This window comes from Amorphoplanes friuliensis DSM 7358 (genome assembly GCF_000494755.1).
Classification (GTDB): Bacteria; Actinomycetota; Actinomycetes; order Mycobacteriales; family Micromonosporaceae; genus Actinoplanes; species Actinoplanes friuliensis.
The window spans coordinates 315,400-338,725 of record NC_022657.1; the positions used below are offsets into that span (position 1 = coordinate 315,400).

Consider the following 23,326-nt stretch of genomic DNA (forward strand, 5'->3'; position numbering starts at 1 on the left):
TGGCAGACGTGTCAGTCAATGGCGATTTGGCGCTCCAGGCAGAGTTGCCGGTTCTGATCCGCATCGCGGGCGGGCTGGCCAGGCATTGTGATCGCGCCGAGCACAACGAACAGGTCGACCGCGTCACCCTGCTGAGCGCCGCCGCCGACCTGCGGGAGATGGCCCGGCGGCTGTCGGGCGCGTTCGGCGTCAATCTGCAGCAGCGTTATGCGGAACGACTGGACACGTTGGAGTCCCGTCACCCGCTGCACGGTGTCGGCTTCGACGGCGGTGGTGCGGTCCGGGCGAGCAAAACCCTGCTCGACCTGCAGCGGGCCCAGCTCCGCCACGACGCGACCTATCACGCCGACGTGGCGGGACTGCCGAAATATTCTCAGCTTCGGCACTTCACGCTGCATCTCACCAAGCTCGTCGAAAAGCTGCTCGACGCGTCCGAGGGCACACAGCGCGAGGAATTTGTCCACGACGGCGTCCCCGACATCTTCATCTTCGGGATCAAACTCTCGACGGTCGCCAATGAACGCCTGTCCGAAGAGGTGTTCGGCTAGGCGGTCCGGTCCTGCGGCCCCTGTACGAGGTGCGGGTGATCGGGACTCTTCAGGATGCGGTTCACGGTCGCCAGCAGCCGGGTGACGAGCGGCTGCACCTCCCGGCGCCATTCTTCGTGCGTACGTTTGTAGTTGTTTCTGCTCTGCATCTTGGTGGCGAAGCTGACGTTCTGCTGATGCATCTGTTTCAAGCAGCTGATGATCTCCGTGACGCGGTCCTCGGTGCCGATGGCATGCGAGACGTTCTCGATCACCTCGGCCAGGGCCTGGAGGCCGAACGTCGCGACCGGATCGCCGTCGACGGTGGCGGTGAGGCCCGGCCGCCAGTCGTTGACCACCGCTGACCACTGGTCGACGAACGTGTCGCGGTCGGGGAAGTCGCGGGCGCACACCGACAGGGCGAGCCGCACCAGCTCACCGGGCTGTTCGTCAGCGACCTGGTCGATGCGCGGCACGGCGACGCGGGGGACCTTCTCCGCCACGACCGGGATCGCCGTGACGGTCGTGATCTCGCCCGGCTCGTACTGGGCGTCCAGGGCGCGCAGCTCCTCGAGCATGCGTTCCTGAAGGATCGCCAGCTCGGCGACGTTGATCGCCCACCAGTAGCGCATCTCCTGCTTGCGGAAGTACGCGACCACGTCGAGCCGGTCGCCGTCGACGACAAACTGGGCCAGGCAGAAGGCGGGATAGCGCAGATCGGTACCGTCGGGGTGATCACGCATCGGCTCGAGCAGGACCACGAGCGCCTTGCCGCTGGCCGGGTCACGCGACAGTGTCTGGGCGGCGGCGTCGAGCTGGTCACGGTTGCCGCCGTAGTTGTAGATGCGGGAGCCGTGGTTGAACGGCATGCCCCGGATCGGCGTGTGCCGCTGCCAGAGACCGGTCATCCGCTCGAACCAGTCGTCGTCGTTCGCCCGGCCGAGCGGCAGCGGCGGGTACGACGCCGGCCGGTTCAGCGCGGACTGCCCGTCGGTGAATCGGCAGATGAGCGGCGAGCGCGGCTGGATGCGATCCTTCGCGTACAGGTCGATGAGCTGCTCGTGCACGTCCTGGGCGGTGGTCCCGGTGATCTCGCCGGTCTCGGCGGGTTCGTCGTTGGCGATCCGGTACGACTCAGTGCGGAACGCGCTCACCATCAGCGGGATGCCGTTGCGGGTCGCGGGCACACTCTCGACGGTCACGCGGCGGGCAGCGAGGTGCTTGCCGTCGATCGTGAGCAGCTTCGCGACCTCACCGCCGTAGGCCTGGCCCAGGCCGACGGTGCCGGCGGAGCAGACGAGTAGTTTGCGGATGCCGTTGTTCAGGCCGCGCAAGCTGGGGCGGTAGCGGTCGGCGTAGATGTGCTCGACGTGCTTGTGGCCGTGCAGCAGCAGGTCGATGTTGTTGCCGGCCAGGAAGTCGCGCACCTCGCCGAGGTTGGTCAGCGCCTCGAACGGCTTGACCTCCTCGTCCGGGCTGATCGGCAGCAGCTGGTGATGCATCACGGCGATGCGGACCGCGCCCTCGGGTGCGAGCTCGCGGAGGGCGTCCGAGGCGTGTCGCTGCTGGTGAGGGCCCAGGCGGGCGATGTCGAAACGCCCGCGCAGCTTCCAGTCGTCCAGCAAAGTCCTGAGGTCGGGATCCGTGCCGGCCCGGCTGTCCAGCGCGGCGTAGGCGGCCCGCACCTCGGGTGTGGTCTCCATCTCGACGCCGCAGTGATTGGCCGTGTTGAGCCCTACGAGGACAAAACTGCCGTCTTCGGCGACCACCGTCGGCGGGTGCGGGGGCGCACTCGGCATCTCCCCGTACCGGTTGAAGTCGATCCCCTCGAGGAGCGGTGTGCGGTAACCGAGAGTCCGGAGCCTGAGGAACTGCTCGTAGCGCTCCGCGCTGGAGGGCGCCGAATACCACCGGACGTCGTGGTTGCCCGGCACCACGAGGATCTTGTCGGGGTCGGGGAGGACCGGGCCGAGTTCCTCGAGGGTGCGGGGCAGCAGGTCGAAGCCGTCGGCGCGCCCCTGGTAGGTCACGTCTCCGCTGATCACGACCGCGTCGAGGGGGCGACGTCCACTGGCGAGGGCACGGCCGAGCTCACGGAGAGTCGTCCGGATCAGCTCGGTCCGGCGTACGCGGTCTTGCAGGGGAATGACATTGATCTTGTGATCGCCGACCGTTTCGCGATCGTCGGGTGGGGAGAGGTGAAGGTCGGAGAGATGAAGGATGAGGCTCATGTCACCCTCCGAGTTGGCCTATTCGCTTTCCGTGCTATTGATCGTAAGGTTTGCGCAGAGTAGGCGCCAGTACACGGAAGGTGGCCAAGGTGTCTGCCTAGTCATGAGTAAGGTTGACGCGTGTCAATCCCTGACGGAAAAGGTGGTGTGCCATGGGGAACCGCCGCAAGCGTGATCTGCAACCGGCCGCGATGCCTGTGCCGACCGTCGAGGATTGGCGGGATCCGGCGGCGACATTGGACCGTCTGCGCGTCTGGGCCGAGGAATCCGCGTCCGAGGCGAGGGACTGGTATCTGCGCGACAAGGCGGTGAAGCGGGTCGGATCGCGGTCGTTGCGGGTCCTCGCCATCCTCTTCGCGGTTGTCGGCGGAATAGCGCCGTTGCTGGCAGCCACCGCTGATCGCAGCGCCAATTGGGGCTACATCATGCTGGCGCTCGCGGCCGGCTGTGTGGCTTTCGACCACTTCTTCGGCCTGTCCTCGGGCTGGATGCGCGACATCACCACAGCCCGCGCACTGGAAAGGCGGCTCGCGGCGTTCCGTTTTGCCTGGACGGCTGCGAATGCGGAAGCCGCATTCGGCGCTGATGCCACCACCATCAAGATCGGCCTCGACCTGATCGAGCAATTCACCACCGATGTCGCGGACCTGATCGACGCCGAGACGGCCGAATGGCTCTCCGAATTCCGGACGAACATCACCAACTTCGTGACGCGCGATCCGCAGCTGCCCGCGGGCGGGGAGCAGCGTTCTTGAACTATGTGAGTTAGCCTACTGGTTATGAATGGTAGCCAACGTGCCTAGGGCTGGTCTCAGTGCCGACGCGGTGGTCGCGGTCGCGCTGACCCTGGTCGACGAGAAGGGCCTCGAAGGCCTGAGTCTTGCAGCCGTCGCCGACCGGGCCGGTGTTGCCGCGCCGTCGCTCTACAAGCACGTCGGCAGCCTGGCCGACCTCCGCGACCTCATGGCGCTGCGCGTGTTGCGCGACGTCACCGCCACCCTCTCGACCGTGGTGATGGGTCGCAGCCGCGACGACGCGGTGGCAGCGCTGATGCAGGCATACCGGTCCTATGTGGTGACGCACCCCGGGCGTTATGCCCTGATCCCGTTCGACCCGCTGCGCCATGAAGCCCTGGCGGAGGCGAGCGGCGCGCTGCTGGGCGTCTTCTTCGCGGTGCTGCGCGGGTACGGTCTCGACGAGTCGGAGACGACCCACGCCACCCGGCGCCTGCGGGTCACAGCCCACGGCTTCGCCGACATCGAGGCCAACGGCGGATTCGGCATGGGTGAGGACGTCGATACCACGTTCGACCAGGTCGTGGCCATGGTCCTCGCCAGCCTGCCGCGCACCGACGTCACGGCCTGACGCGCCGGGCCACTCACGCAGCCCTTTCTCGGCGGGAGCGACGGTCCGTACCCCGCACCCGGCTACGACCGGAATTGGACCTTGAGGGTCTTCGGTTTTTCTGTCGGACCGGTGGGCTAGTTTCGATGGGACCGCGTCGCAGCGAAGCCGGTGGGATTCCGGCGCTGTCCCGCAACTGTGAGCCCCGCCGTGCCCGGGGTGAAGCCAGGTCGCCTGCGCGTCGGTCGCGATTCAGCGCTCCCGGGGAGGGGCGCCTCGCGGGCCGGTGACATCTCCGGTCGGCGAAGCACCACAGCCTCGGCCGACAGGAGGACCAGCATGAAAAGGATGTTGACGGCAGTCGTTGCGACGGCTGCCTTGCTGCTCAGCGGTTGCGGCTCGGAAGAGCCTCCCAGCGCTGCGCCGTCGAGTGGCAGCGCGGCCTATCCGGTGACGGCCGGCGGCGTGACGCTGGCCCAGCGACCCGAGCGCATCGTGTCGCTCGGCCCGAGCGCGACCGAAATGCTGTTCGCCATCGGCGCCGGCCCGCAGGTGGTGGCGGTCGACGACCAGTCGACCTACCCGGCCGACGCGCCGAAGACCGACCTGTCCGGATTCAAGCCCAATGCCGAAGCTATCGCGGCCAAGAACCCCGACCTGGTCGTGGCCACCGACGACCTCAACAAAATCGTCGACCAGCTGGGCAAACTCAAGATCCCGGTCCTGCTCGTCCCGGCGGCCAAGGTCCTCGACGACACCTACCGCGAGATCGACGAGCTCGGCCGCCTGACCGGTCACCAGACCGAAGCAACAGCCCTGACCGACCGCATGCGCACCCAGATCGACAAGATCGTCAAGGGCGTACCGGCCCGCCCGTCCAAGCTCACGTATTACTACGAGCTGGACCCGGCGCTCTACACCGCGACGTCGAAGACCTTCATCGGCTCGGTTCTGGGGCTGTTCAGCCTGGAGAACGTCGCTGACCCGTCCGACGCCGACGGCTCCAAGGGCGGTTACCCGCAGCTGTCGCCGGAAGCCCTGATCAAGGCCAACCCCGACCTGATCTTCCTGGCCGACACCAAGTGCTGCCAGCAGTCACCCGCCACCGTCAAGGCCCGCAAGGGCTGGTCGGCGGTCACCGCCGTGCAGAAAGACCAGATCGTGTCGCTGGACGACGACATTGCTTCGCGCTGGGGCCCGCGCGTGGTGGACCTGGTGCAGTCGGTCGCCGATGCGGTGTCCAAGGTCCCGGCGTGACCGACCGGCCCCGGCCGGCCGATTCCGCACCGCAGGCTGACCGGTCACCCCCGACCGATCAGCCCGCGGAAAGCACTGCCTTGCCAGGGGTCGATGGCTCAACTGGGGTCGGCGGGTCTGGGCAGGATGACTCGTCACACGGGATCGGTCGCTCGGCCGGGGCTGGTGATTCTTCACCTGGGTTCAGTGGCTTGGCCGGAGGTCACCTGGCTGCGCAGGCTGATTCCTTTTCTGAGGTCGACCGGCTTCTGGATGGTGGTGGTCGGTCCTCTGTGCGGGGAGCGCGGCCGGCGGGGCTCCGGGTCGGGTGGTTGGTCGGTGGGGTTGTGGCTTTGGTGGTGACGCTGGTCGCCGGGATTGCCTTCGGGCCGGTCACGTTGCCGCCTGCCGGGGTTGCGGCTGAGCTGCTGAATCTTGTGCCGGGGGTGCGGATTCACAGCGGGCTCAACGAGCGGGAAATCGCGATCATCACCGAGCTGCGTCTGCCGCGGGTGGTTCTCGGGCTGCTGGTCGGGGCCATGCTGGCGCTGGCCGGGGCGGCGTACCAGGGCGTTTTCCGCAATCCCCTCGCCGATCCGCATCTGCTCGGGGTGGCGGCGGGGGCTGGGCTCGGGGTCACGGCGGTGATCGCCTTTCGGAACGCGGCGGGTGACGCGACCGCGAACCTGCCGGTGAGTGTTCCGCTGGCCGCTTTTGTGGGTGCGATCGTTGCTGTTGCGCTGACCTGGCTGCTCGGTGGGGCCGGCGGCCGGGCGCGGAGTCCCGCGACGCTCATCCTGGCCGGGGTGGCGGTGTCCGCCTTTCTGGCCGCCGCGCAGACCTACCTCATGCAGCAAAATGTGGAATCGCTGCGTGAGGTGTATTCCTGGCTGCTCGGCCGGCTCGCCACCGCGGGCTGGCATGACGTGCTGCTCCTGCTGCCCTACGCGGCGGTGACCGGTGCGATCGTGCTCTCGCAGCGCCGCGAGCTTGACGTGCTGACCGTGGGGGACGAGGAGGCGACGAGTCTCGGGCTGCACCCTCAGCGCAGCCGTTACCTGCTGATCGTCGCGGCTTCGCTGGGGACTGCGGCGGCCGTGTCGGTCTCGGGGCTGATCGGGTTTGTCGGCATCATCGTGCCGCACACGTTGCGGCTGCTGGCGGGGCCGAGCTACCGGTCGATCCTGCCGCTGTCGGTGCTGTTCGGCGGGGCGTTCCTGGCGTTGACGGATCTGTTCGCGCGGACGGTGGCGAGTCCGGCGGAGATTCCGATCGGTGTGGTGACGGCGTTTTTCGGAGCGCCGTTCTTTGCGATCGTGCTGCGGAAGAGCCGGGTCTCGTGATCCGCGTCCGTGGTCTGCGGGTCGAACTCGGTGGCTCGGTGATCGTCGACGGTGTTGACCTCGACGTCGCCGAGGGTGAGTGGGTCACGATCATCGGGCCGAACGGTGCGGGCAAATCCACCGCGCTGCGGGCCATCGGTGGGCTGCTGCGCTTCAGCGGCGAGATCAGCCTGGGCGGCACCACGATCAACCAGCTTTCCCGCCGCGAACGTGCCCGCACGGTTGCGACCGTAGCCCAGACGCCGGTGGTGCCGGTCGGGATGCTGGTGCTCGACTATGTGCTGCTCGGGCGTACGCCCTACATCCCGGCGCTGGGCCGGGAGTCCGCCTCCGACCTGGCCGCGGTCGACGAGGTGCTGGCCGCGCTGGACCTGACAGGCATGCAGTCGCGGCGTCTCGACACGCTGTCCGGTGGCGAACGGCAGCGGGTCTTCCTCGCCCGGGCGCTGGCCCAGGGCGCGCGGACCTTGCTCCTCGACGAGCCGACCAGCGCACTGGACATCGGCCATCAGCAGGAGGTGCTCGAACTGGTCGACCGGCTGCGCGGCGAGCGAGGGCTGACCGTCCTGGCCACGATGCACGACCTGTCGATCGCGGGCGAATACGCCGACCGCATGGTCCTGCTCGCCGGTGGCCGGGTCGTGGCGGCCGGCACCGCCCGCGAAGTGCTGACCGAAGAACTCCTGGCCAAGCACTACCGCGTACGCGTCAAAGTCATCGACGGCGAGCAAGGCCCCCTCGTCGTACCGGTGAGGCGCTGACAGCATTTGCGCCAGGAGGCCTCGACGGCGGCGCCGGGCGGTGGCCGACACCCTGCGTCTGCAGGCCGCGGTGCTGTGGCCCGGGTCGTGCAGGCCGCCGGCCTGGTGAGCGTGAGTGCCTCGGGTCGTGCAAGCCGCCAGAGCTAGCGGGGTGGGTGGCTCGGGTCGTGCAAGCCGCCGGCGCTAGCGGGGTGGGTGGCTCGGATCGTGCAAACTGCCAGCGCTAGCGCGCGTAAGTGGCTTGGGCCGGCTGGTCGGCAACGCCGGCGAGTCTGCGTTGCTCGGGGCTGGGCTTTAGGTGTTTCGGGTGGTTTGGAGGATGGAGAAGGTGCCGCCCTGGGGGTCGTCCAGGACTGCGTAGCGGCCGATCGGCAAGCTTGTCGGTGAGCGCAGCACCCGCCCCCCGAGCGACTGCGCATAAACCGCAGACTCGTCGCAATCCGCCACCGCGAAGTAGATCATCCAATGTGGCGGCAGGTCGTCGGGCCACTGCTCGCTGTCCATCGACTGCATGCCGGCGATCTGCTGGCCGTTCTGTTCCCACACGATGTACGACATGCCTTCGCCCATGGAGCGTTCGCGGGCGACCCAGCCGAAGACCTCGCCGTAGAAGGCGGCGGAGCCTTCCACGTCGCGGGTGGTCAGTTCGTTCCAGGTCAGGGCGCCCGGGGCGTCGAAGACGTCGGCGCCGTGCATCGTGCCGGACTGCCAGACGCTGAAGGGTGCGCCGGCCTGGTCGAGGAAGGCGGCCATGCGGCCCTGGTACATGACGTCGAACGGTGCCACCAGGACTTTGCCGCCGGCGGCTTCGACGCGGGCGGCGATCACGTCCGCGTCGTCGGTTGCGATGTAGGTGCTCCAGGCCGTCGGCTGGCCCTCGCCGTAGAGAGGGCCGGCGCCCGCCGCGGCCCGCCCGTCGAGGCGGAACGTGGTGTAACCGCCGTATTCCTCGCCGGACACCTCGGCCTCCCAGCCGAACAGTTCCGTGTAGAAGCGGATCGCGTCCCCCAGGTCGGCGGTTCCCAGATCCACCCAGTTCGGTACACCGGGTGTTGGTGGGGTCATGACCTGCTCCTCGGGGCCTGCGGCAGACAACGCGTGAATCGTTACACCGCGATGCGAGGTACGGGGCCGCTCAGTCGGAAGTTCAACTGAACCGCCGACCCTCGTCGCGTCGATAGGCCCATGCAGCCACCCCAGCGAATGCGACAGTCCATGCGACCAAGGCGGCTGTCGATGCGAGGTCGAAGGGAAAGTCGCCCACTGCCGCCCACATCAGCCTGGCCGCGCCGCCCGTCGGCAGGTACGGCGCGATGGTCTCGACGAAGCCCGGGGCACTGCCCGGTGCGGTCATCAGCCCGCCACCGAAGGCCAGCGGGAAGAACAGCACCTGCGCCACCACGATGGCTGCCTTGGCGGGCAGCGAGTAGCCGATGGCCAGGCCCATCAGGGTGAACGGCACCGAGATCACGATGACCGCACCGACCGCGGCCAGGAACCCGCCGAGGGTGATCGTCGCCTCGGTCGCGACGGCCGCGATCACCACGACCGGGAGCAGCGACGCGGTCATCAGGATCAGGCCGGCCATGATGCGGCCCAGGAAGCGCGGCCCGGCGCCCACGGCGAGGGTCCGCGCATACGGGTCCCAGGGCTGGGCACGGTCCTCGGCGACTCCGATGCCGTACTGGAAGAGGTTGCTGGTCATCACCACGAAAGTGATCATCGAGGCGGTCGCATAGGTGGCGTAAACGGGATCACTGCCGACGAACGGCACCACGAAGAAGATCATCGAGAACGCTGGGAAGAACGCGCTGCCGATGAGTGCCATCGGGATGCGCACGGTCTCGAGCAGCTGGAAACGGGCATGGGTCAGGGCGAGGGATGCCATGAGGACCTCCGGTTTCGGAGTGCGTGGGTCAGGCAGGACTGTGGCAGGAAAACGGTCCGCGGCTGATCGGCCTGTGGATAACTCGGGCTCGACAAATCGGACTGTGGACAACCGCTCAGGACCGGCGGCCGGTGGAAGGCTGAGCCGCGAAAGGGCAGGGTGAGCAAGCCATGATGGGAAAGTCAGGCTGCGGTCAGGGTGAGCAAGCCATGATGGGAAAGTCAGGCTGCGGTCAGGGTGAGCAAGCCATGATGGGAAAGTCAGGCTGCGGTCAGGGTGAGGAAGGCTTCTTCCAGCGACGTCGGCCGGACCTCGAGGTCCCGGAACGCCACGTTGTGGGTGACCAGGTCGCGGACCAGCCGGTCGGCATCCGCGGTCAGGAGGTGCAGGCGGTCGCCGTCCTGCTCGGTGCTGACCACACCCGGAAGGTCGGGGAGGGGTACGCCCGAGGTGAGGCTCACCCGGCGGATGGCGACGAGGCCGCGCACCGCGGAGACGGTGTCGTCCGCGAGCACCCGGCCGCCCCCGATGACTACGACCCGCCGGGCGAGGGCTTCGATTTCTTCGAGGTAGTGGCTGGTCAGCACCACGGTGCCGCCGTCGGCGTGGAATTCGCGGATGCCCTGCCACAGGGCGTGCCGGGCTTCCACGTCGAGACCCGTGGTGGGCTCGTCCAGGAAGACGATGCGCGGGCGGCCGACAAAGGCCAGCGCGACCGCGACCCGCCGCTTCTGGCCGCCGGACAGGCCACCGGTCTGGCGCTTGGCCAGGTCGGACAGTCCGAACTTCGCGAGCAGCTCGTCCTTGCTGAGCGGGTCGGGATAGTGCGCGCGGACGAAGTCGACGACCTCGCCGACACGCAGCGCGCCGGGCAGGCCGGTCTCCTGCGGTGTCACGCCGAGGAAGCGGCGCGTGGAGGGATCACGCGGGTCACCGCCGCACAGCTCGACCTTGCCGGAGCTGGGACGGCGTACGCCGGTGAGAAGGTTGACCAGGGTGCTCTTGCCGGCGCCGTTCGGGCCGAGGAGGCCGACGAGCTCGCCGGTGTCGACGTCGAGGTTGAGCTGGTCGACGGCCGTCACGTCGCCGTAGCGGCGGGTGGCGTCGATGGCGCGGGCGAGAATCACGACTCCTCCTGGAGGTTGGTGCCGCCGGCGAGCAGGGCGCGCAGCGCGGCGGTGTAGTCCTCGAATGCCAGCCGGCCGCGCCGGGTGAGCCGGACGAGGGTGGCCGGCGTCCGTCCCTGATGGGTCTTGGTGACCTCGACGTAACCGGCGTCCTCGAGCTTGCGCAGGTGCACGGAGAGGTTGCCCGCGGTCATCTGCAGGATGTCCTGCAGCCGGGGGAAGGCGATCCGGTCGGCCTCGCGCAGGGTGGAGAGGGCCGACACGACACGCAGCCGGGCCTGGGCGTGGATCACCGGGTCGAGCTCGGGGATGCCGCCGCCGTCCTCGATCGGCGGGCGGGTGCCGTCGGTCATCGCTGCAGTCGCAGCCAGGAGAGGAGGCCGGCGAGGAGCATCCCGCCACCACCGAGGACCGAGACGATCAACGCGTGCCAGCCGGGCCCGATGATCACGCCGACGACGTTCACGAAGCTGATGGAGGCACCGAGGATGAACAGGCTGCGGTCGTTCCAGACGGCGCCGCCGGCCATGTGCAGGGCGCCGGTGAGGGCGACCATCGCACCCGCCCAGAGCAGGTTGGCCTCGGGCTCGGGCAGCAGGTTGCTGACCTTGCTGAACAGCACGGCCATGCCGATGAAGGCGACGGACCAGGTGATGCCGTACATGGCGCCCTGGCGGGAGGAAGGGCCGCTGACCTGGCGGCCGGCCCGGGCGCCGACCACGCCGGTGACGATGCCGGCCAGGGTGATCAGGCCGAGCAGGACCGTCAGCGGGACGAAGGAGGGCATGTCCACGAAGATCCGGCCGTCGGGACCGAAGCGCAGGAAGAAGACGCCGAAACCGATCAGCCAGGCGACACCCCACGGCCACAGCAGCAGTCGCGGGTCGGGGGTGAGCCGGCGCTCGGTCAGGGCGCGCTGAGACTCGATGAGCCGCAGTGACTCAGCGGGGTCGGTCGGTGGGAGTTCGTCATCCTCGTGGTCCATGCAAAGAACTTTACCACGCAAAGCTAAAGAACTTTGTGCCATAAAGTTGAAGGACGCTGTCTAGGCTCAGGGCCGTGAATGATCTGGTGCTGCGAGCTGCCGATTCCCGCGAGCTGGCGGCTGTGCTGACGTTCTGGGCGACCGCCGCGGAGAACGCGAGCCGGCCGCCGGACAGCCTGGCGGCCGTTGCTGCGCTGCATCTGCGGGACGCGGACGCCCTGATCCTGGCCGTCGAGGAGGACCGGATCATCGGCACGATCATCGCGGGCTGGGACGGCTGGCGGTGCCACCTCTACCGCTTGGCCGTGCACCCGGAACGTCGCCGTGCGGGCATCGGGGGCGCGCTGATCGCCGCCGCCGAGGAACGCGCCCGTGCCCTCGGCGGCACCCGCATGGACGCGATGGTCCTCGACGACAACGACCAGGCCCACGCCATCTGGGCGGCGAACGGGTACCACCGCCAGGAGGACTGGTCCCGCTGGGTCAAGCCCCTCTGAGTGCAGCCGTCCCTGGGGGCGAGACCGGGACAGGGCCGAGTGGTCCGGGCAGCGGCGCGGAGTGCACCACCGAAAGCCCGGACACTGCACGGGTCAGGACCACGTAGAGCCGGTGCAGGCCGCGGGGCTCGGCGGCGACGATCTCGGCCGGCTCGACGACAACAACATGGTCGTACTCGAGGCCCTTGACGATCGTGGCCGGCACGACCGTGACGCGCGCCTCGGAGTCGACGTCGTCGGGGGTCGCGGCCTCCAGGCCCGCCGTCGCGAGGTGGGCACGCACCCGGTCCACCGCGGTGTCCGCCGCGATGACAGCGACCGACCCCTCGTGCTCCAGCGCCGTGGTCACCTCGACCAGCATGGCCGCATCCACTTCGGACGGCGTCGGCACGGCGACGATCGCGAGGTCACCGTCGCGGCGCAGGGAGACCGCCTCGGGTACGTCGACACCGAGAGCGGGCAGCAGCTTGTTCGCCAGCTCGACCACCACGGCGGGCACGCGGAAGCCGATGGTCAGCGGGACGATGGCCGCGTCAGGTTTGCCCAGGTGGCGGAGGGTGTCGCGCCAGTCGGCGGCGGCCCAGGGGGCGGTGCCCTGGGCGAGGTCGCCGAGCAGGGTGATGGAACCGTGTTCGCTGCGCCGGGCGATCGCCCGGGCCTGCATCGGGGACAGGTCCTGGGCCTCGTCGACGACCACGTGGCCGAAGCTGGTCTCGCGTTCGAGCAGGCCGGCGGCCTCGTCGAGGAGCACCAGGTCGGCGGGGCTGAACTTCGCGGCCTTCACCGTGCGGGGCGCCTTGGGCCAGAGCAGGACGGCCTGTTCGTCGGCGGTGAGGATGCCGTCGGCGGCCGCTGACAGGACGTCGGGTTCGGAGAGCAGGCCGACGACCAGGGCCTCCGGGGTCACGGCGGGCCACGAGGTCTCGAGGAAGTCGCGTACCTGAGGGATCTTGCTCATGCGGCGCAGCCAGCCCTCGCCGGGGGAGTTGCCCGTGCGGTATTCGGACTGCCGCTGCAGCAGGCCGACCACGCGGGCGCGGACCCGCTCGCGGCCCACGGTGTAGGGCAGGTCCTCGCGGCGGGCCTCGTCGACGATGCGGCGCAGCGGTTCCGGGTCGATCCGCCACCGGTACGAGCCGTCCGACACCATGATTGGCTCGACCGGCTTGCCGAGGCGTCCCCACAGGGCCCGGCGGAGCACCTCGGCCATGCGCGGGTCGTGCTTGAGCAGCGTCGCCGCCTCGGTGTCGCGGCCGCGTACGGGCGCCCGGGCGATCAGGTCGTCAACCGTCGCCTGTTGCACCTCGACCTCGCCGAGGGCCGGCAGCACCGCCGAGATGTACGAGAGAAACGCGGTGTTCGGCCCGACGATCAGCACCCCGGACCGGCGCAGACGCTCGCGGTGCAGGTAGAGCAGGTACGCGGCGCGGTGCAGCCCGACCGCCGTCTTACCGGTGCCGGGCGCCCCCTGGACGCAGATGGAGTCCTCCAGCTCGGCGCGGACCAGCTCGTCCTGCTCGGGCTGGATGGTCGCGACGATGTCGCGCATCGGGCCGACGCGAGGGCGTTCGATCTCGGCCGTCAGGATTCTGCTCTTGGTGCCGAGCTCTTCGCCGCGGTCCAGGTGCTCGTCCTCGAAGCTGGTCAGCTCGCCTTTGACAAAACCGAACCGGCGCCGGGTGGCGACGCCCTGCGGGTCGCGGACGCTGGCGCGGTAGAAGGACTGGGAGAGCGGTGCGCGCCAGTCCAGCACCATCGGCTCGCCGGCGTCGTCGGTGACGTGCCGCCGCCCGATGTGGTATTTCGCCTCGTCGATGTCGAGCTTGCCGAAGAAGAGTGGTGTGGTCGGGTCGTCGGCCAGTTCGGCGACGCGGCGCGACAGGGTGCGGCCCAGGGCTTCGGCGCCGTACGGGTCGCCGGCCACATCGGCGCCGACGGCGAAGAGGGACTCAGCGCGGCCCCGCATGCGGCCGAGGGCGGCGCGGGACTCGATCAGGTGGGTGCGTTCGTCGTGCAGCTCGTCGTCGAGGTCGGGTTGGGCAGGCAGCGTCATCCGAAGAACCTTTCGGCGTCGGTGGTTTTTGTTCGGCTGACCTGGGCCGCCCGGCGTCCCCTCTGCGGAAGAGGTGTCGGCTGTGCCCGATGGGATGCGCGCGGTCCCCGCGGGCGAGCGTTCGATGCTACGCGGCTGCCCCTGACGACGCGACGTAATAAGACCGGGATCATGGGTGCATGGCGGACGAGCGCGGCAACAGGAGAATCACTGACCCTCAGGTGATGCGGGCGCTGGCCCACCCGGCCCGGATCGAGATCATGGAGCATCTCGCGAGTACCGGTGCGGTGATCACCGCGACCGAGTGCGCCCGGCTGGTCGGGCTCTCGCCCAGCGCCACCAGCTACCACCTGCGGGAGCTGGCCAAGTACGGCCTGGTCGAGCACGCGCCGAGCCGTGGCGACGGCCGTGAACGGGTGTGGCGCAGCACCGACCCCAGTTTCAGCCTCGACGGCGACGTCGAGGAGCCGGAGGCCTGGGCGGCCGAGAGCGCCCTGGTCGACGCCTATCTGACCCGCGACTTTGCGCGCCTGCGGCAGTGGTGGGCCGGCATGCACGAGGAGCCGAAGCAGTGGCGTGATGCGAGCGCGCTGATGAACCAGATGCTGCTGGTCACCGCGGATGAGCTGAGCGAGGTGTCGGACAAGATCCGCGAGGTGCTCGCGCCCTATCAGCGGCGGACCCGGCTGGCCGATCCGCCGGAGGGCGCGCGAACGGTCGCCGTCCAATACGCAGCCTTCCCCGTGGACGCAGACTAGACAGGCAAGTTGTGAAGGAATACTTTCGAAGTATGTCCTTCACAACTACGGAGTCGCGCTGGACCGACGTCTATCTCGCGGCGGGAGCACGCGGCGTTTCCGTCTGCGGTGACTTCCTCGCCGCCACAGCACTGGCTCTGGCGTTGCAGTCGGCCGGCGCCGGTGGACTGGCCGTCTCGGGTCTGCTGCTGGCGGCCGCCCTGCCACTGGCGGTGCTGGCCCCGATCACCGGGCGGATCGCCGACCGGGTGGACAGCCGCAAACTGCTGATCATCGCGGGCATCGCCCAGGCCCTGGTCTGCGTGGCTCTGGCCTTCGCCGAGGGCACAGTCGTGATCATCGCCCTGGTGGCGGTGCTGGCCTGCGGCCTCGCGGTGACCCAGCCGACCCTGGCCGCGCTGCTGCCCGCGATGGTCCGCCGGGAGCATCTGGCCCGTGCGAGCGGCATCAACCAGACCGCGGGAATGGTCGGCATGCTGATCGCCCCGGCGGCGGCCGGCCTGCTCGTCGGTCAGTTCGGCATCCGCGTGCCTCTGCTGATCGATGCCGCCACCTATCTCTCTCTGGTGGCGGCCGGCCTGCTCATCCGTACGCGGAGGGTCCCCGCAGCCGGGCTTGCACGCAGCGAGACGGTGGCCTGGCGCTTGCGGGACGACCGGCTGGTCGCTGTTCTGGTCGGCGCGATAGCGGCGGTGGTGGCCGGAGTCGGGGCGATCACCGTGATCGAGGTCTTTTTCATCCGCGAGACCCTCGGGGCGTCGACCACGGTGTTCGGCCTGCTCAGCGCCACCTGGACCGCGGGGATGCTCGCCGGCGCCTGGTTCTTCGGCCGGGTCGGTGACCGCATGCCGGGGCCCGCCCGGATGGTTCAGGTGACGCTGCTGTGCGCCGGGGTCACCTGCGCGGTCGTGTTGCTCGCCGCCGGAGCCTGGCATGCCCTGCTGCTGGTGCCGCTCTGGCTGATCGGCGGCGCCGGCAACGGCGGGATCAACGTGCTGACCAACGTCGTGATGGCGGAACGTGTGCCGGAGCAGGCGCGTGGGCAGGCGTTCGCCACCCTCGGCGCCGCAGTGCAGGGCGCCGGGATGCTGGGTTATGCCGTCGCCGGCCCGCTCATCGACCGTTTTGAGCCGCGGCTGCTGGTGGCCGCGGCGGGTGTGGCCGGTCTGGTCGCGGTGGCCGTCTGTCTCCCGGTCGTGCGGCGGGCCGGACGTGAGATTGCTCCCTTGCCACAGGTGGGGGACCGGCAGGTGCAACTCGCCGGAGATAGCGTCAAGACATGAGCGACGCTGTACAACGTCCCCGGGTCGGGCACATCCAGTTCCTGAACTGTCTGCCGATCTACTGGGGCCTGATGCGCTCCGGCGCTCTGCTCGACGTCGACCTGCACAAGGACACCCCGGACCGGCTCAACGCCGCCCTGGTCGCCGGTGACCTCGACATCGGCCCGATCTCCCTGGTCGAATACCTGCGCAACGCCGACGATCTGCTGCTCCTGCCCAACCTGGCGGTCGGCAGCGACGGGCCGGTGCTCTCGGTCAACCTGGTCTCGACGCGGCCGCTCGACGAGCTCGACGGCCGTCCGGTCGCGCTCGGTTCGACGTCCCGGACCGGCGTGCTGCTGGCCCAGATGCTGCTCGCCGACAAGTACGGTGCCGAGCCCGAATACTTCCGCTGCCCGCCCGAGCTCACGCAGATGCTGCTCGAGGCCGATGCCGCGGTCCTGATCGGTGACCCGGCCCTCCGCGCCCTGTACGAGGCCCCGGCGCTCGGCCTCCACGTCACCGACCTGGCCGAGGCCTGGAAGGAGTGGACCGGTCTGCCGATGGTCTTCGCCGTCTGGGCGGTACGCAAGGACTTCGCCGCCGCCAACCCGGGTGTCGTGAAGGACGTGCACGAGGCGTTCCAGCGCTCCCGTGATCTGTGTCTCGGCGAGCTGGACGACGTCGCCGAGTCCGCCGCGCGCTGGGAGCCGTTCGACGCCGCGACGCTGGCGACGTACTTCCGGGCGCTGGACTTTTCGCTGGGTGAGCGGCAGATCGAGGGTGTGCGGGAGTTCGCCCGCCGGGCCGCCGCGCGGGGCGAGGCACCCGCGTTGCCCGAGGACGGACCGATCTTCGCCCAGGTATAGCCCGCTTTCCTCCCGGCGGGGTAGCGCCGGGACAAGGCTTCTCCTAGTCTTCGCGGACCTTCTCACTGCACATCGAAGTGGTGACCATGCGTCTGCACTCCTTTCTCGGCCGGCTCGCCCTGCCGGTCGCCCTCCTCGGACTGACGACCATCGTTGGTGCCGCGGCTCCCGCGCATGCGGCTGAGCCCGACGACAACTGGCCGCTGATCGACATCCTCGTTCCGGAGCGGGTGGTCACGGTTGACGGCCGCAGCAAGGCCGTCCCGGTCGAGATCTTCAACCTCGGTGGTGCGACCGCCAAGGGCATCGTCGTGGAATACGGCGCGGACTCCCCGATCGACCCGAGCATCGGCTTTACGCCCCCTCCGGGCTGTGGGCCGACGTCCTGCAAGATCAATGATCTGGCTCCCGGGGCCCGCAAGGTGCTGACCTTCACGGTCAAGCCCACGGCCGCCCTGCCCGATCTCGGCGCCAGCTTCGACGTCGGCGTGGCCGTCGGCGGTCCCGACGGAAAGATGGTCGCCTCGGTCACCGTCGTGCGTGCCACCGCGGGTGCCGACCTCGAGGTCGCGCCGATCGCGGACATCAAGCTGGCGCCGGGCAAGTCGGCGCCGGTCCCGGTCGAGGTGCGCAACAACGGCAACAAGCCCGTGGAAACCGTCGCCCTCGGTTTTGTCGGCGAGCCGTACGTCAGCTTCCCGGCGAAGTACAGCAACTGCCAGACGGTCGAGGACCTGCTCGGGGTGGTCTGCTTCTTCGAGCAGACGATCGGCCCCGACGAGATCCTCACCATCGACCCGTCGACGCCGTTGACCGTCAAGGCCGCAGCGGACGCCCCCGGCCCGGCCGACTACTACGCCGGCATGTTCGCGTTCGGGGCCGACGACGACCTCGACCTGGCCGCGGCCACGGCCAAGAAGGCCGCGCTGCAGAAGTCCGGCACCAAGCTGGCGCTCGTGCCGCTGCGCCAGAGCCTCGCCGAGGACATCGACGAGAGCGAGCTGAACGACTGGGACAACATCGCGTCGTTCGTGGTCAAGGTCTCCAAGAACCCGGCTGACCTGGTCGCGATCGGTGACAACTTCACCGGCGCCATCGGTGACACCCGCACGATCAAGGTCGGTTTCCGGAACGACGGCCCGGCGGCCACGATCTGGCCGCAGCAGAACTCGTACCTGTCGACGAAGGTGCGGATCCCGTCCGGCCTGACGCTGACCGAGGTGGACGACAGTTGTGTCCCCGCCGGTGACGGCGAGCCGTCGTGGGGCCAGGAGGGTCAGGTCTCCGGTCACGACTACCTCTGCGTCGCGCTCGGCAGTTATGCCAAGGGCGAGAAGGTGCTCTACTCCTTCACCGCGAAGATCAACGACGGTGAGAACGAGGACGAGGGCACGGTGACCGTCAACGGCGGTGTGCAGGACCCGAAGACCAGCAACAACGTCGCGAAGATCGAGGTGAAGGTGTCCTCCGCCGGTGGCGGTGGCGGCCTGCCCGTCACGGGTGCGCCGGCCGGTCTGCTGGCCGGTGGCGGTGCGCTGCTGCTGGTCGGCGGCGCCGTTGCCTTCGTGCTGGCCCGGCGCCGCCGGATCGTCACGATCGCGGAATAGGCTCCGACTCCGGTACGGGAACCGTGTGGGTTCCCGTACCGGAGCGAGTACCGCCCACGGGCTGCCGCGGGACCGTCCGCACGATCTTCTTCGGCAGCGGTGCCGTGCGCATCCCGCGCAGGGTCAGCAGGCTGGCGAAGAGGCCCGAGAAGACACCGATCACGCCGAGGGCGATGGCCGTCGCGGACGGCAGCACCAGGCGGATCGTGCCGCGCGGGTCGAGCTCACCGAAGCCGGCCTGGCCCCAGTTGGTCACGGCGATGATGGTGCCGGTCAGGCCGAGCGCCATCAGCGAGAGCCCGATCATGATGCAGCGTTCGAAGGTCAGCCAGCGTGCCCAGCGGCTCGGCCGGTCGTCGCGGACCAGCCCTTCGAAGCGGCCGTAGAGCTCCGCAAAACCGCCGAAGAGCATCAGCTGGGCGCCGACCAGGACCGCCAGGCACGCGTAGACCAGGGCGTTCACGTCGAACTCGACACCGGCGACGTGCCGGGAGCCGGTCGCGAGCCGCGCGGTGCCGATCAGGCCCAGCAGGAACACGATCAGGCCGGGCCAGACCAGCGTCCGCCGCGGTGAGAAGACCAGCAGGAACCGCAGGTGGCGCCAGCCGTCGCGCCACGTCCGCAGGTGCGGGGCACGGCTGCGGCCGTCCGGCTGCAACGTCGTCGGCACCTCGGTCATGTCGTAACCGTTCAGCGAGGCCCGCACGACCAGCTCCGACGCGAACTCCATGCCCGGCATGCGCAGGTCCAGGTCGCGGATGCGGTCCCGGTCGAAGCCCCGGATGCCGCAGTGGAAGTCGCCGATGCCCTTGAGGCCGAAGAGCGCCCGGCCCAGCCAGGACAGCACCGGGTTGCCGAGGTACCGGTGGAGGAACGGCATGGCGCCCGGGCTGATGCCGCCCCGGAAACGGTTGCCCATGACCACGTCGTGGCCTTCGCGGAGCTTGTCGATGAAGGGCCCGAGGTGGGACAGGTCGTAGGAGTCGTCGGCGTCCGCCATGATGACGTAGCGACCGCGGGCCTCGGCGATGCCGGTGATCAGCGCGGCGCCGTAACCCTTGCGCGGCGCGTGCACCACCCGGGCACCCGAGCGGACGGCTATCTCCTGCGAGCCGTCGGTGGAACCGTTGTCGCTCACCAGGACCTCACCCTGAACGCCCAGCTCGGCGAGCGACCGCAACGCCTTGCGAACACAGGTCTCGAGGGTCTCCGCCTCGTTCAGGCAGGGCAGCAGGACGGTGACCTCGACGTCACTTGACATGTTCGGCGACTGCTTTCTTCACTTGGGTCGGAATACTGATGGTGCGGACCGGCGCATCGGCCGGAGGTGGCGGTTCTCTCTTGAGACGCGCGGCAGCCACGATTCGGTTGACAGCCAGGGCGATTCCCATCGGGATCAGCAGCACGGCCGGGTTTGCGTACCGGTAATCGAACATGCTGGTCGCCACCGAGACGACGATCAGGCCGAAGCCGGTGCCCACGAAGAGCAGCGCGTCGGCGGCACCGCGCCAGCTGAAGCGGCGCGGCCGGAAAACCGCGGCCAGCAGCGCGAGCACAATCCCGACGGCATAGACCGTGCCGGGGGTGGTCATTTTTTCCCCGTACGCGCGGAGCTGCTCACCCCGTGGATTCGGCACCTTGATCGTGGGCTCGGGCACACTGAGCGGCGAGAACGTGTCGAGGTAGTACGCGGCGTTGCACGACTCACCGGGCATCGCCGGCGGCAGCCACTTCTCCTGTGGACACCGGTTGTACGGCCACAGCGGCGCCGACGGCAGCAGATGCCAGCCGATCTCGGTCAGCACCATCCCGAAGTAGTCACCCGGCTGCTGCTTGATGACTTCCTTGGCGAACTCGCCGATGAACTCGTCGTTGATCGTGCTGGGGTAGAGCCGGTTGACGGGGCTGCTCGGATTCCAGATGTACTGGTCCGGCCGCTGTTTCCAGCGCAGCGGCGCGTTCGGCATGCAGAGGCTGCGCTGCAGCGGTGTGAGTTCGAGCTTGTCGCAGTCGGCGATCGGCATGACCCGGCCGTACAGGAAGCGGCCCTGGAACTGCCCGAACGCGTAGACCTTGTAGGTCTGGTGGTACCAGACGAGGTAGCCACCGAGGATCAGGCCGACCGGCAGCAGGAACACGACGAGCCGCGCCCAGCCGACGCGCCGCACCAGCAGGTAGAGCACAACCAGCGCCACGACGGGCAACCCGACGGTCCGGGTGATCGCGGCAAATCCGAGCAGCAGGCCGGCGATCCCGGCCGCGAACACTCCGATCTTTTCCCGCCAGCCCAGCACGATCAGCGCGAAGACGGTCAGCGCGACATAGGTGGTCTCGGCCAGCACGTAGTGCTCGAGGGTCAGCTGCCGGGCGTCCAGCGCGATCGGCACCATGGCCAGCGCCGCCAGCCACGGCCAGACGCGGCGGTGCACCAGGAACGCATATCCGGCAACGATCAGGCAGAGGCCGAGAATGTGCTGCGCGACCGCCACGTGCTGCAGCGGTCCGGGCACAAAAGGCTTCAGCAGCACCGAATACCCGAACGGCCGGATGTCGTACGGGATGTTGTCGTACGCACCGGCCACATAGGGCCTGCTGTCCGGGAAGAAGAACGCATACGGGTACGCCCGGAGCATGAGCAGGCGCATGACAACGGCGGCCGCCAGCACGAGGAGCAGGAACGAGTGCCGTCGGACAGCGGCAAAAGCCACATAAGCCACTCGTCCGGCCGACGACTTCCGATCTTCCGTGTCGGCGCTCGGGGCGCCGGCGGTGATCGTCAAAGGACATCCAGGACGGCCGGGGCTAGTAGGGCGGTCCCAGTCTGGCAGGCGGGTTGTGAAGCGGCCGTCATCCGAAGAGATGACGATTAATGCCGGTTTGTGGGCTTCAGGTGACGGGCGTCACAGCCGAGGAATCGACTTCGTCCAATGTCGCCAGACCCGCCTGGGCCATGACCTGCGAAAGTTCACGACCATAAAAGTCCAGGCACTCGCGTACGCCCTCAGCGCCGCCGGTCGCGAGTGCCCACAACACCGGCCGCCCGATCAACACGGCTGTCGCACCGAGCGCCAACGCCGTCAGCACGTCGGCGCCGTTGTGGATGCCGCCGTCGACGAGCACCGGCACCCGCCCGCCGACCGCCTCGGCCACCGGGCCGAGCGCTCGCGCCGTCGAGAGGGCCCGATCGAGCTGACGTCCGCCGTGGTTGGAGACGATCACTCCGGCCGCGCCCGCTTCGACGCACCGAACGGCGTCCTCCGGGCGCAGCACACCCTTGACCACCACCGGGCGGCCGGAGATCTCGGCGAGCCAGGAGATCGCGTCGGGGCCCAGAGCCGGATCCTGCTCCAGGCCCGGCGGCCGGTTCGCCGGTCCCAGCTCGCCGGCCTCCGGCACCGCACGCTTGAGGACATAGGGGGCGTCGGCGGTGAGCACGATCGCCCGCGCGCCCGCCGCCACGGCCCGGCGTACGTTCTGCTCGGTGATGCTGCGGTCCCGGAGCACGTAGGCCTGGAACCACCAGGGCCGCGTCAGCGGGATCTCCTCGAGCGGCCGGCCGGACCGGGAGCTCAGGACAAACAGGGAGCCGGCCGCCTCGACGCCACGGGCCGTGGCGGCCTCCCCCTCGGGATGCGCGAGGGTGTGCAGTGCGGTCGGCCCGACGAGCACCGGCGCGGCCAGGCGTGCGCCGAACAGCTCGAGCTCCGTACTGATCCGCGAGACGTCCCGGAACAGCCGCGGGACAAAACGCCAGTCGCGCCACGCAGCGGTCGCCTCGTCCCGGGAGATCTGCTCGCCGGCGCCGTCCCGGTAGTACGCGTAGACGGCCGCGGGAAGGGCCATCCGCGCTGCATCCTCGTGCATCTTCCCGCTCCGCTCAGCCGGCCAGGATCTGGTCCAGGGCGGCGACGTCCTCGGCGGTGAACCTCCAGGTGCCCGCCTCGGCGTTCGCCCGCACCTGCTCGGCGGAGGTCGCACCGGCGATCACGCTGGCCACGGCGGGCTGGGCGAGCAGACCGGCGATCGCCACCTCGAGCAGGCTGTGCCCCCGCTCCTCACCGAACTTCGTCAGCGCCTCGATGGCGTCCCAGTCGGCGCCGTCGAGCCAGCGCTGGTAGCGGTCCTGCGACAGGCGGCTGCCCTCCGGCGCCGTCTGCCCGCGGTGGTACTTGCCGCTGAGCAGGCCACTGTCCAGCGGGAAGAACGGCAGCAGGCCCAGCCCGAACTGCTCACAGGCCGGCACAACCTCGTCCTCGACCTCGCGGTGCAACAGGCTGTACTGGTTCTGCGCGCTGATGAAGGGCGAGTGGCCGGCGGTCCGTGCGGTCCAGTCCGCGTCGGCGATCTGCCAGCCGGCGAAGTTGGAGTTGCCCAGGTAGCGGACCTTGCCGCTGCGGACCAGGTCGTCGAGCGCCGACAGGGTCTCCTCGATCGGCGTCGACTCGTCCGGCTGATGCATCTGGTAGAGGTCGAGGTAATCGGTGCCGAGGCGGCGGAGCGAGGCCTCGACCGCCCGGACGATGTACCGCCGGGAGCCTCGCGCGCCGAAGTCGGCGCCGTTCAGGCCCTCCATGTCCATGCCGAACTTCGTGGCCAGCACGATCTCGTCACGCCGCCCCTGCAGGGCCGCACCCAGGAACTCCTCGGACGCGCCATGCGGGCTTCCGTAGATGTCCGCGGTGTCGAAGAGGGTGATCCCCGCGTCGAACGCCGCGTCGACGACCGCCCGGGTGCCGTCGACGTCCAGCTTGCGGCCGAAGTTGTTGCAGCCGATGCCGACGACGGAGACGACCAGGCCCGAGGTGCCGAGGCGGCGGTAGCTCATCTCACTCATGATC

The 23,326-nt window shown here is 69.2% G+C and carries 22 protein-coding genes and 1 riboswitch; of the genes, 11 read left to right on the top strand and 11 right to left on the bottom strand.

Features of this window, described 5'->3' with window-relative positions; all coding sequences use genetic code 11:
* Window positions 1-8 precede the first annotated feature (8 nt).
* Window positions 9-548 (top strand): hypothetical protein, encoded by a 540-nt coding sequence (locus AFR_RS01545; protein WP_148307846.1) that lies wholly within the window; start codon window positions 9-11, stop codon window positions 546-548.
* Here AFR_RS01545 and AFR_RS01550 read toward each other — a convergent pair.
* Complete coding sequence (locus AFR_RS01550) at window positions 545-2,758, bottom strand: metallophosphoesterase family protein (RefSeq protein WP_023357532.1); 2,214 nt, start codon at window positions 2,756-2,758, stop codon at window positions 545-547. The two genes, AFR_RS01545 and AFR_RS01550, sit on opposite strands and share 4 nt — an antisense overlap.
* A gap of 152 nt (window positions 2,759-2,910) precedes the next feature.
* Between AFR_RS01550 and AFR_RS01555 the strand changes: the two genes are divergently transcribed.
* The 5 genes from AFR_RS01555 (at window position 2,911) to AFR_RS01575 (ending at window position 7,442) form a co-directional block, all read left to right on the top strand.
* The gene (locus AFR_RS01555; RefSeq protein WP_023357533.1) at window positions 2,911-3,513 is read left to right on the top strand and encodes an SLATT domain-containing protein; all 603 of its coding nucleotides are present in this window, start codon (window positions 2,911-2,913) and stop codon (window positions 3,511-3,513) included.
* 40 nt (window positions 3,514-3,553) lie between these two features.
* Window positions 3,554-4,123, top strand: a complete 570-nt coding sequence (locus AFR_RS01560) for a TetR/AcrR family transcriptional regulator (RefSeq protein ID WP_193786347.1) — start codon at window positions 3,554-3,556, stop codon at window positions 4,121-4,123.
* Between the two features lie 96 nt (window positions 4,124-4,219).
* A riboswitch (cobalamin riboswitch) is annotated at window positions 4,220-4,358 on the top strand.
* Window positions 4,359-4,441: 83 nt separating this feature from the next.
* Window positions 4,442-5,359: an ABC transporter substrate-binding protein gene (locus AFR_RS01565; protein ID WP_041840508.1), complete on the top strand. Its 918-nt coding sequence runs from the start codon at window positions 4,442-4,444 to the stop codon at window positions 5,357-5,359.
* A gap of 248 nt (window positions 5,360-5,607) precedes the next feature.
* Entirely contained in the window at window positions 5,608-6,681 is a 1,074-nt protein-coding gene (locus AFR_RS01570) for a FecCD family ABC transporter permease (RefSeq protein ID WP_041841666.1), read from the top strand.
* Window positions 6,681-7,442, top strand: coding sequence for an ABC transporter ATP-binding protein (locus AFR_RS01575; RefSeq protein WP_041841667.1), 762 nt, complete (start codon window positions 6,681-6,683; stop codon window positions 7,440-7,442). Before AFR_RS01570 ends, AFR_RS01575 begins: the two co-directional genes overlap by 1 nt.
* A 294-nt stretch (window positions 7,443-7,736) precedes the next feature.
* Here AFR_RS01575 and AFR_RS01580 read toward each other — a convergent pair whose 3' ends face one another.
* The 5 genes from AFR_RS01580 to AFR_RS01600 all read right to left on the bottom strand — a co-directional run bounded on the left by AFR_RS01580 (window position 7,737) and on the right by AFR_RS01600 (window position 11,442).
* Window positions 7,737-8,507, bottom strand: a complete 771-nt coding sequence (locus tag AFR_RS01580; RefSeq protein ID WP_023357538.1) for a VOC family protein — start codon at window positions 8,505-8,507, stop codon at window positions 7,737-7,739.
* Between the two features lie 82 nt (window positions 8,508-8,589).
* Window positions 8,590-9,330: an ABC transporter permease gene (locus AFR_RS01585; RefSeq protein WP_023357539.1), complete on the bottom strand. Its 741-nt coding sequence runs from the start codon at window positions 9,328-9,330 to the stop codon at window positions 8,590-8,592.
* Between the two features lie 260 nt (window positions 9,331-9,590).
* Entirely contained in the window at window positions 9,591-10,457 is an 867-nt protein-coding gene (locus AFR_RS01590; protein ID WP_023357540.1) for an ABC transporter ATP-binding protein, read from the bottom strand.
* Window positions 10,454-10,810, bottom strand: coding sequence for a winged helix-turn-helix domain-containing protein (locus AFR_RS01595; RefSeq protein WP_023357541.1), 357 nt, complete (start codon window positions 10,808-10,810; stop codon window positions 10,454-10,456). The genes AFR_RS01590 and AFR_RS01595 overlap by 4 nt, the downstream gene beginning before the upstream one ends.
* A complete protein-coding gene (locus AFR_RS01600; protein WP_023357542.1) occupies window positions 10,807-11,442 on the bottom strand; it encodes a hypothetical protein in 636 nt (211 codons plus the stop codon). The genes AFR_RS01595 and AFR_RS01600 overlap by 4 nt, the downstream gene beginning before the upstream one ends.
* A 74-nt stretch (window positions 11,443-11,516) precedes the next feature.
* Here AFR_RS01600 and AFR_RS01605 point away from each other — a divergent pair, with 74 nt between their 5' ends.
* Window positions 11,517-11,939 carry a GNAT family N-acetyltransferase gene (locus tag AFR_RS01605; RefSeq protein ID WP_023357543.1) on the top strand — a complete coding sequence of 141 codons (423 nt, stop codon included), beginning with the start codon at window positions 11,517-11,519 and terminating at the stop codon, window positions 11,937-11,939.
* Here AFR_RS01605 and AFR_RS01610 read toward each other — a convergent pair.
* Window positions 11,926-13,992, bottom strand: coding sequence for a HelD family protein (locus tag AFR_RS01610; RefSeq protein ID WP_023357544.1), 2,067 nt, complete (start codon window positions 13,990-13,992; stop codon window positions 11,926-11,928). The two genes, AFR_RS01605 and AFR_RS01610, sit on opposite strands and share 14 nt — an antisense overlap.
* Window positions 13,993-14,171: 179 nt before the next feature.
* On the opposite strand from AFR_RS01610, the gene AFR_RS01615 reads away from it, so the two are divergent.
* The 4 genes from AFR_RS01615 to AFR_RS01630 all read left to right on the top strand — a co-directional run bounded on the left by AFR_RS01615 (window position 14,172) and on the right by AFR_RS01630 (window position 18,488).
* Window positions 14,172-14,750 carry an ArsR/SmtB family transcription factor gene (locus AFR_RS01615; protein WP_041840510.1) on the top strand — a complete coding sequence of 193 codons (579 nt, stop codon included), beginning with the start codon at window positions 14,172-14,174 and terminating at the stop codon, window positions 14,748-14,750.
* 32 nt (window positions 14,751-14,782) lie between these two features.
* The gene (locus AFR_RS01620) at window positions 14,783-16,033 is read left to right on the top strand and encodes an MFS transporter (protein WP_023357546.1); all 1,251 of its coding nucleotides are present in this window, start codon (window positions 14,783-14,785) and stop codon (window positions 16,031-16,033) included.
* A complete protein-coding gene (locus tag AFR_RS01625; protein WP_023357547.1) occupies window positions 16,030-16,881 on the top strand; it encodes a menaquinone biosynthetic enzyme MqnA/MqnD family protein in 852 nt (283 codons plus the stop codon). Before AFR_RS01620 ends, AFR_RS01625 begins: the two co-directional genes overlap by 4 nt.
* 86 nt (window positions 16,882-16,967) lie before the next feature.
* Window positions 16,968-18,488, top strand: coding sequence for a COG1361 family protein (locus AFR_RS01630; protein WP_148307847.1), 1,521 nt, complete (start codon window positions 16,968-16,970; stop codon window positions 18,486-18,488).
* On the opposite strand, the gene AFR_RS01635 is transcribed toward AFR_RS01630, so the two are convergent.
* The 4 genes from AFR_RS01635 to AFR_RS01650 all read right to left on the bottom strand — a co-directional run bounded on the left by AFR_RS01635 (window position 18,472) and on the right by AFR_RS01650 (window position 23,322).
* The gene (locus AFR_RS01635; RefSeq protein WP_023357549.1) at window positions 18,472-19,749 is read right to left on the bottom strand and encodes a glycosyltransferase family 2 protein; all 1,278 of its coding nucleotides are present in this window, start codon (window positions 19,747-19,749) and stop codon (window positions 18,472-18,474) included. The two genes, AFR_RS01630 and AFR_RS01635, sit on opposite strands and share 17 nt — an antisense overlap.
* Window positions 19,739-21,268, bottom strand: a complete 1,530-nt coding sequence (locus AFR_RS01640) for a hypothetical protein (RefSeq protein WP_148307848.1) — start codon at window positions 21,266-21,268, stop codon at window positions 19,739-19,741. Before AFR_RS01640 ends, AFR_RS01635 begins: the two co-directional genes overlap by 11 nt.
* A 106-nt stretch (window positions 21,269-21,374) precedes the next feature.
* Window positions 21,375-22,352, bottom strand: coding sequence for an alpha-hydroxy acid oxidase (locus AFR_RS01645; protein ID WP_041840511.1), 978 nt, complete (start codon window positions 22,350-22,352; stop codon window positions 21,375-21,377).
* Window positions 22,353-22,365: 13 nt separating this feature from the next.
* Window positions 22,366-23,322 carry an aldo/keto reductase gene (locus tag AFR_RS01650; protein ID WP_193786348.1) on the bottom strand — a complete coding sequence of 319 codons (957 nt, stop codon included), beginning with the start codon at window positions 23,320-23,322 and terminating at the stop codon, window positions 22,366-22,368.
* Between the last annotated feature and the right edge of the window lie 4 nt (window positions 23,323-23,326).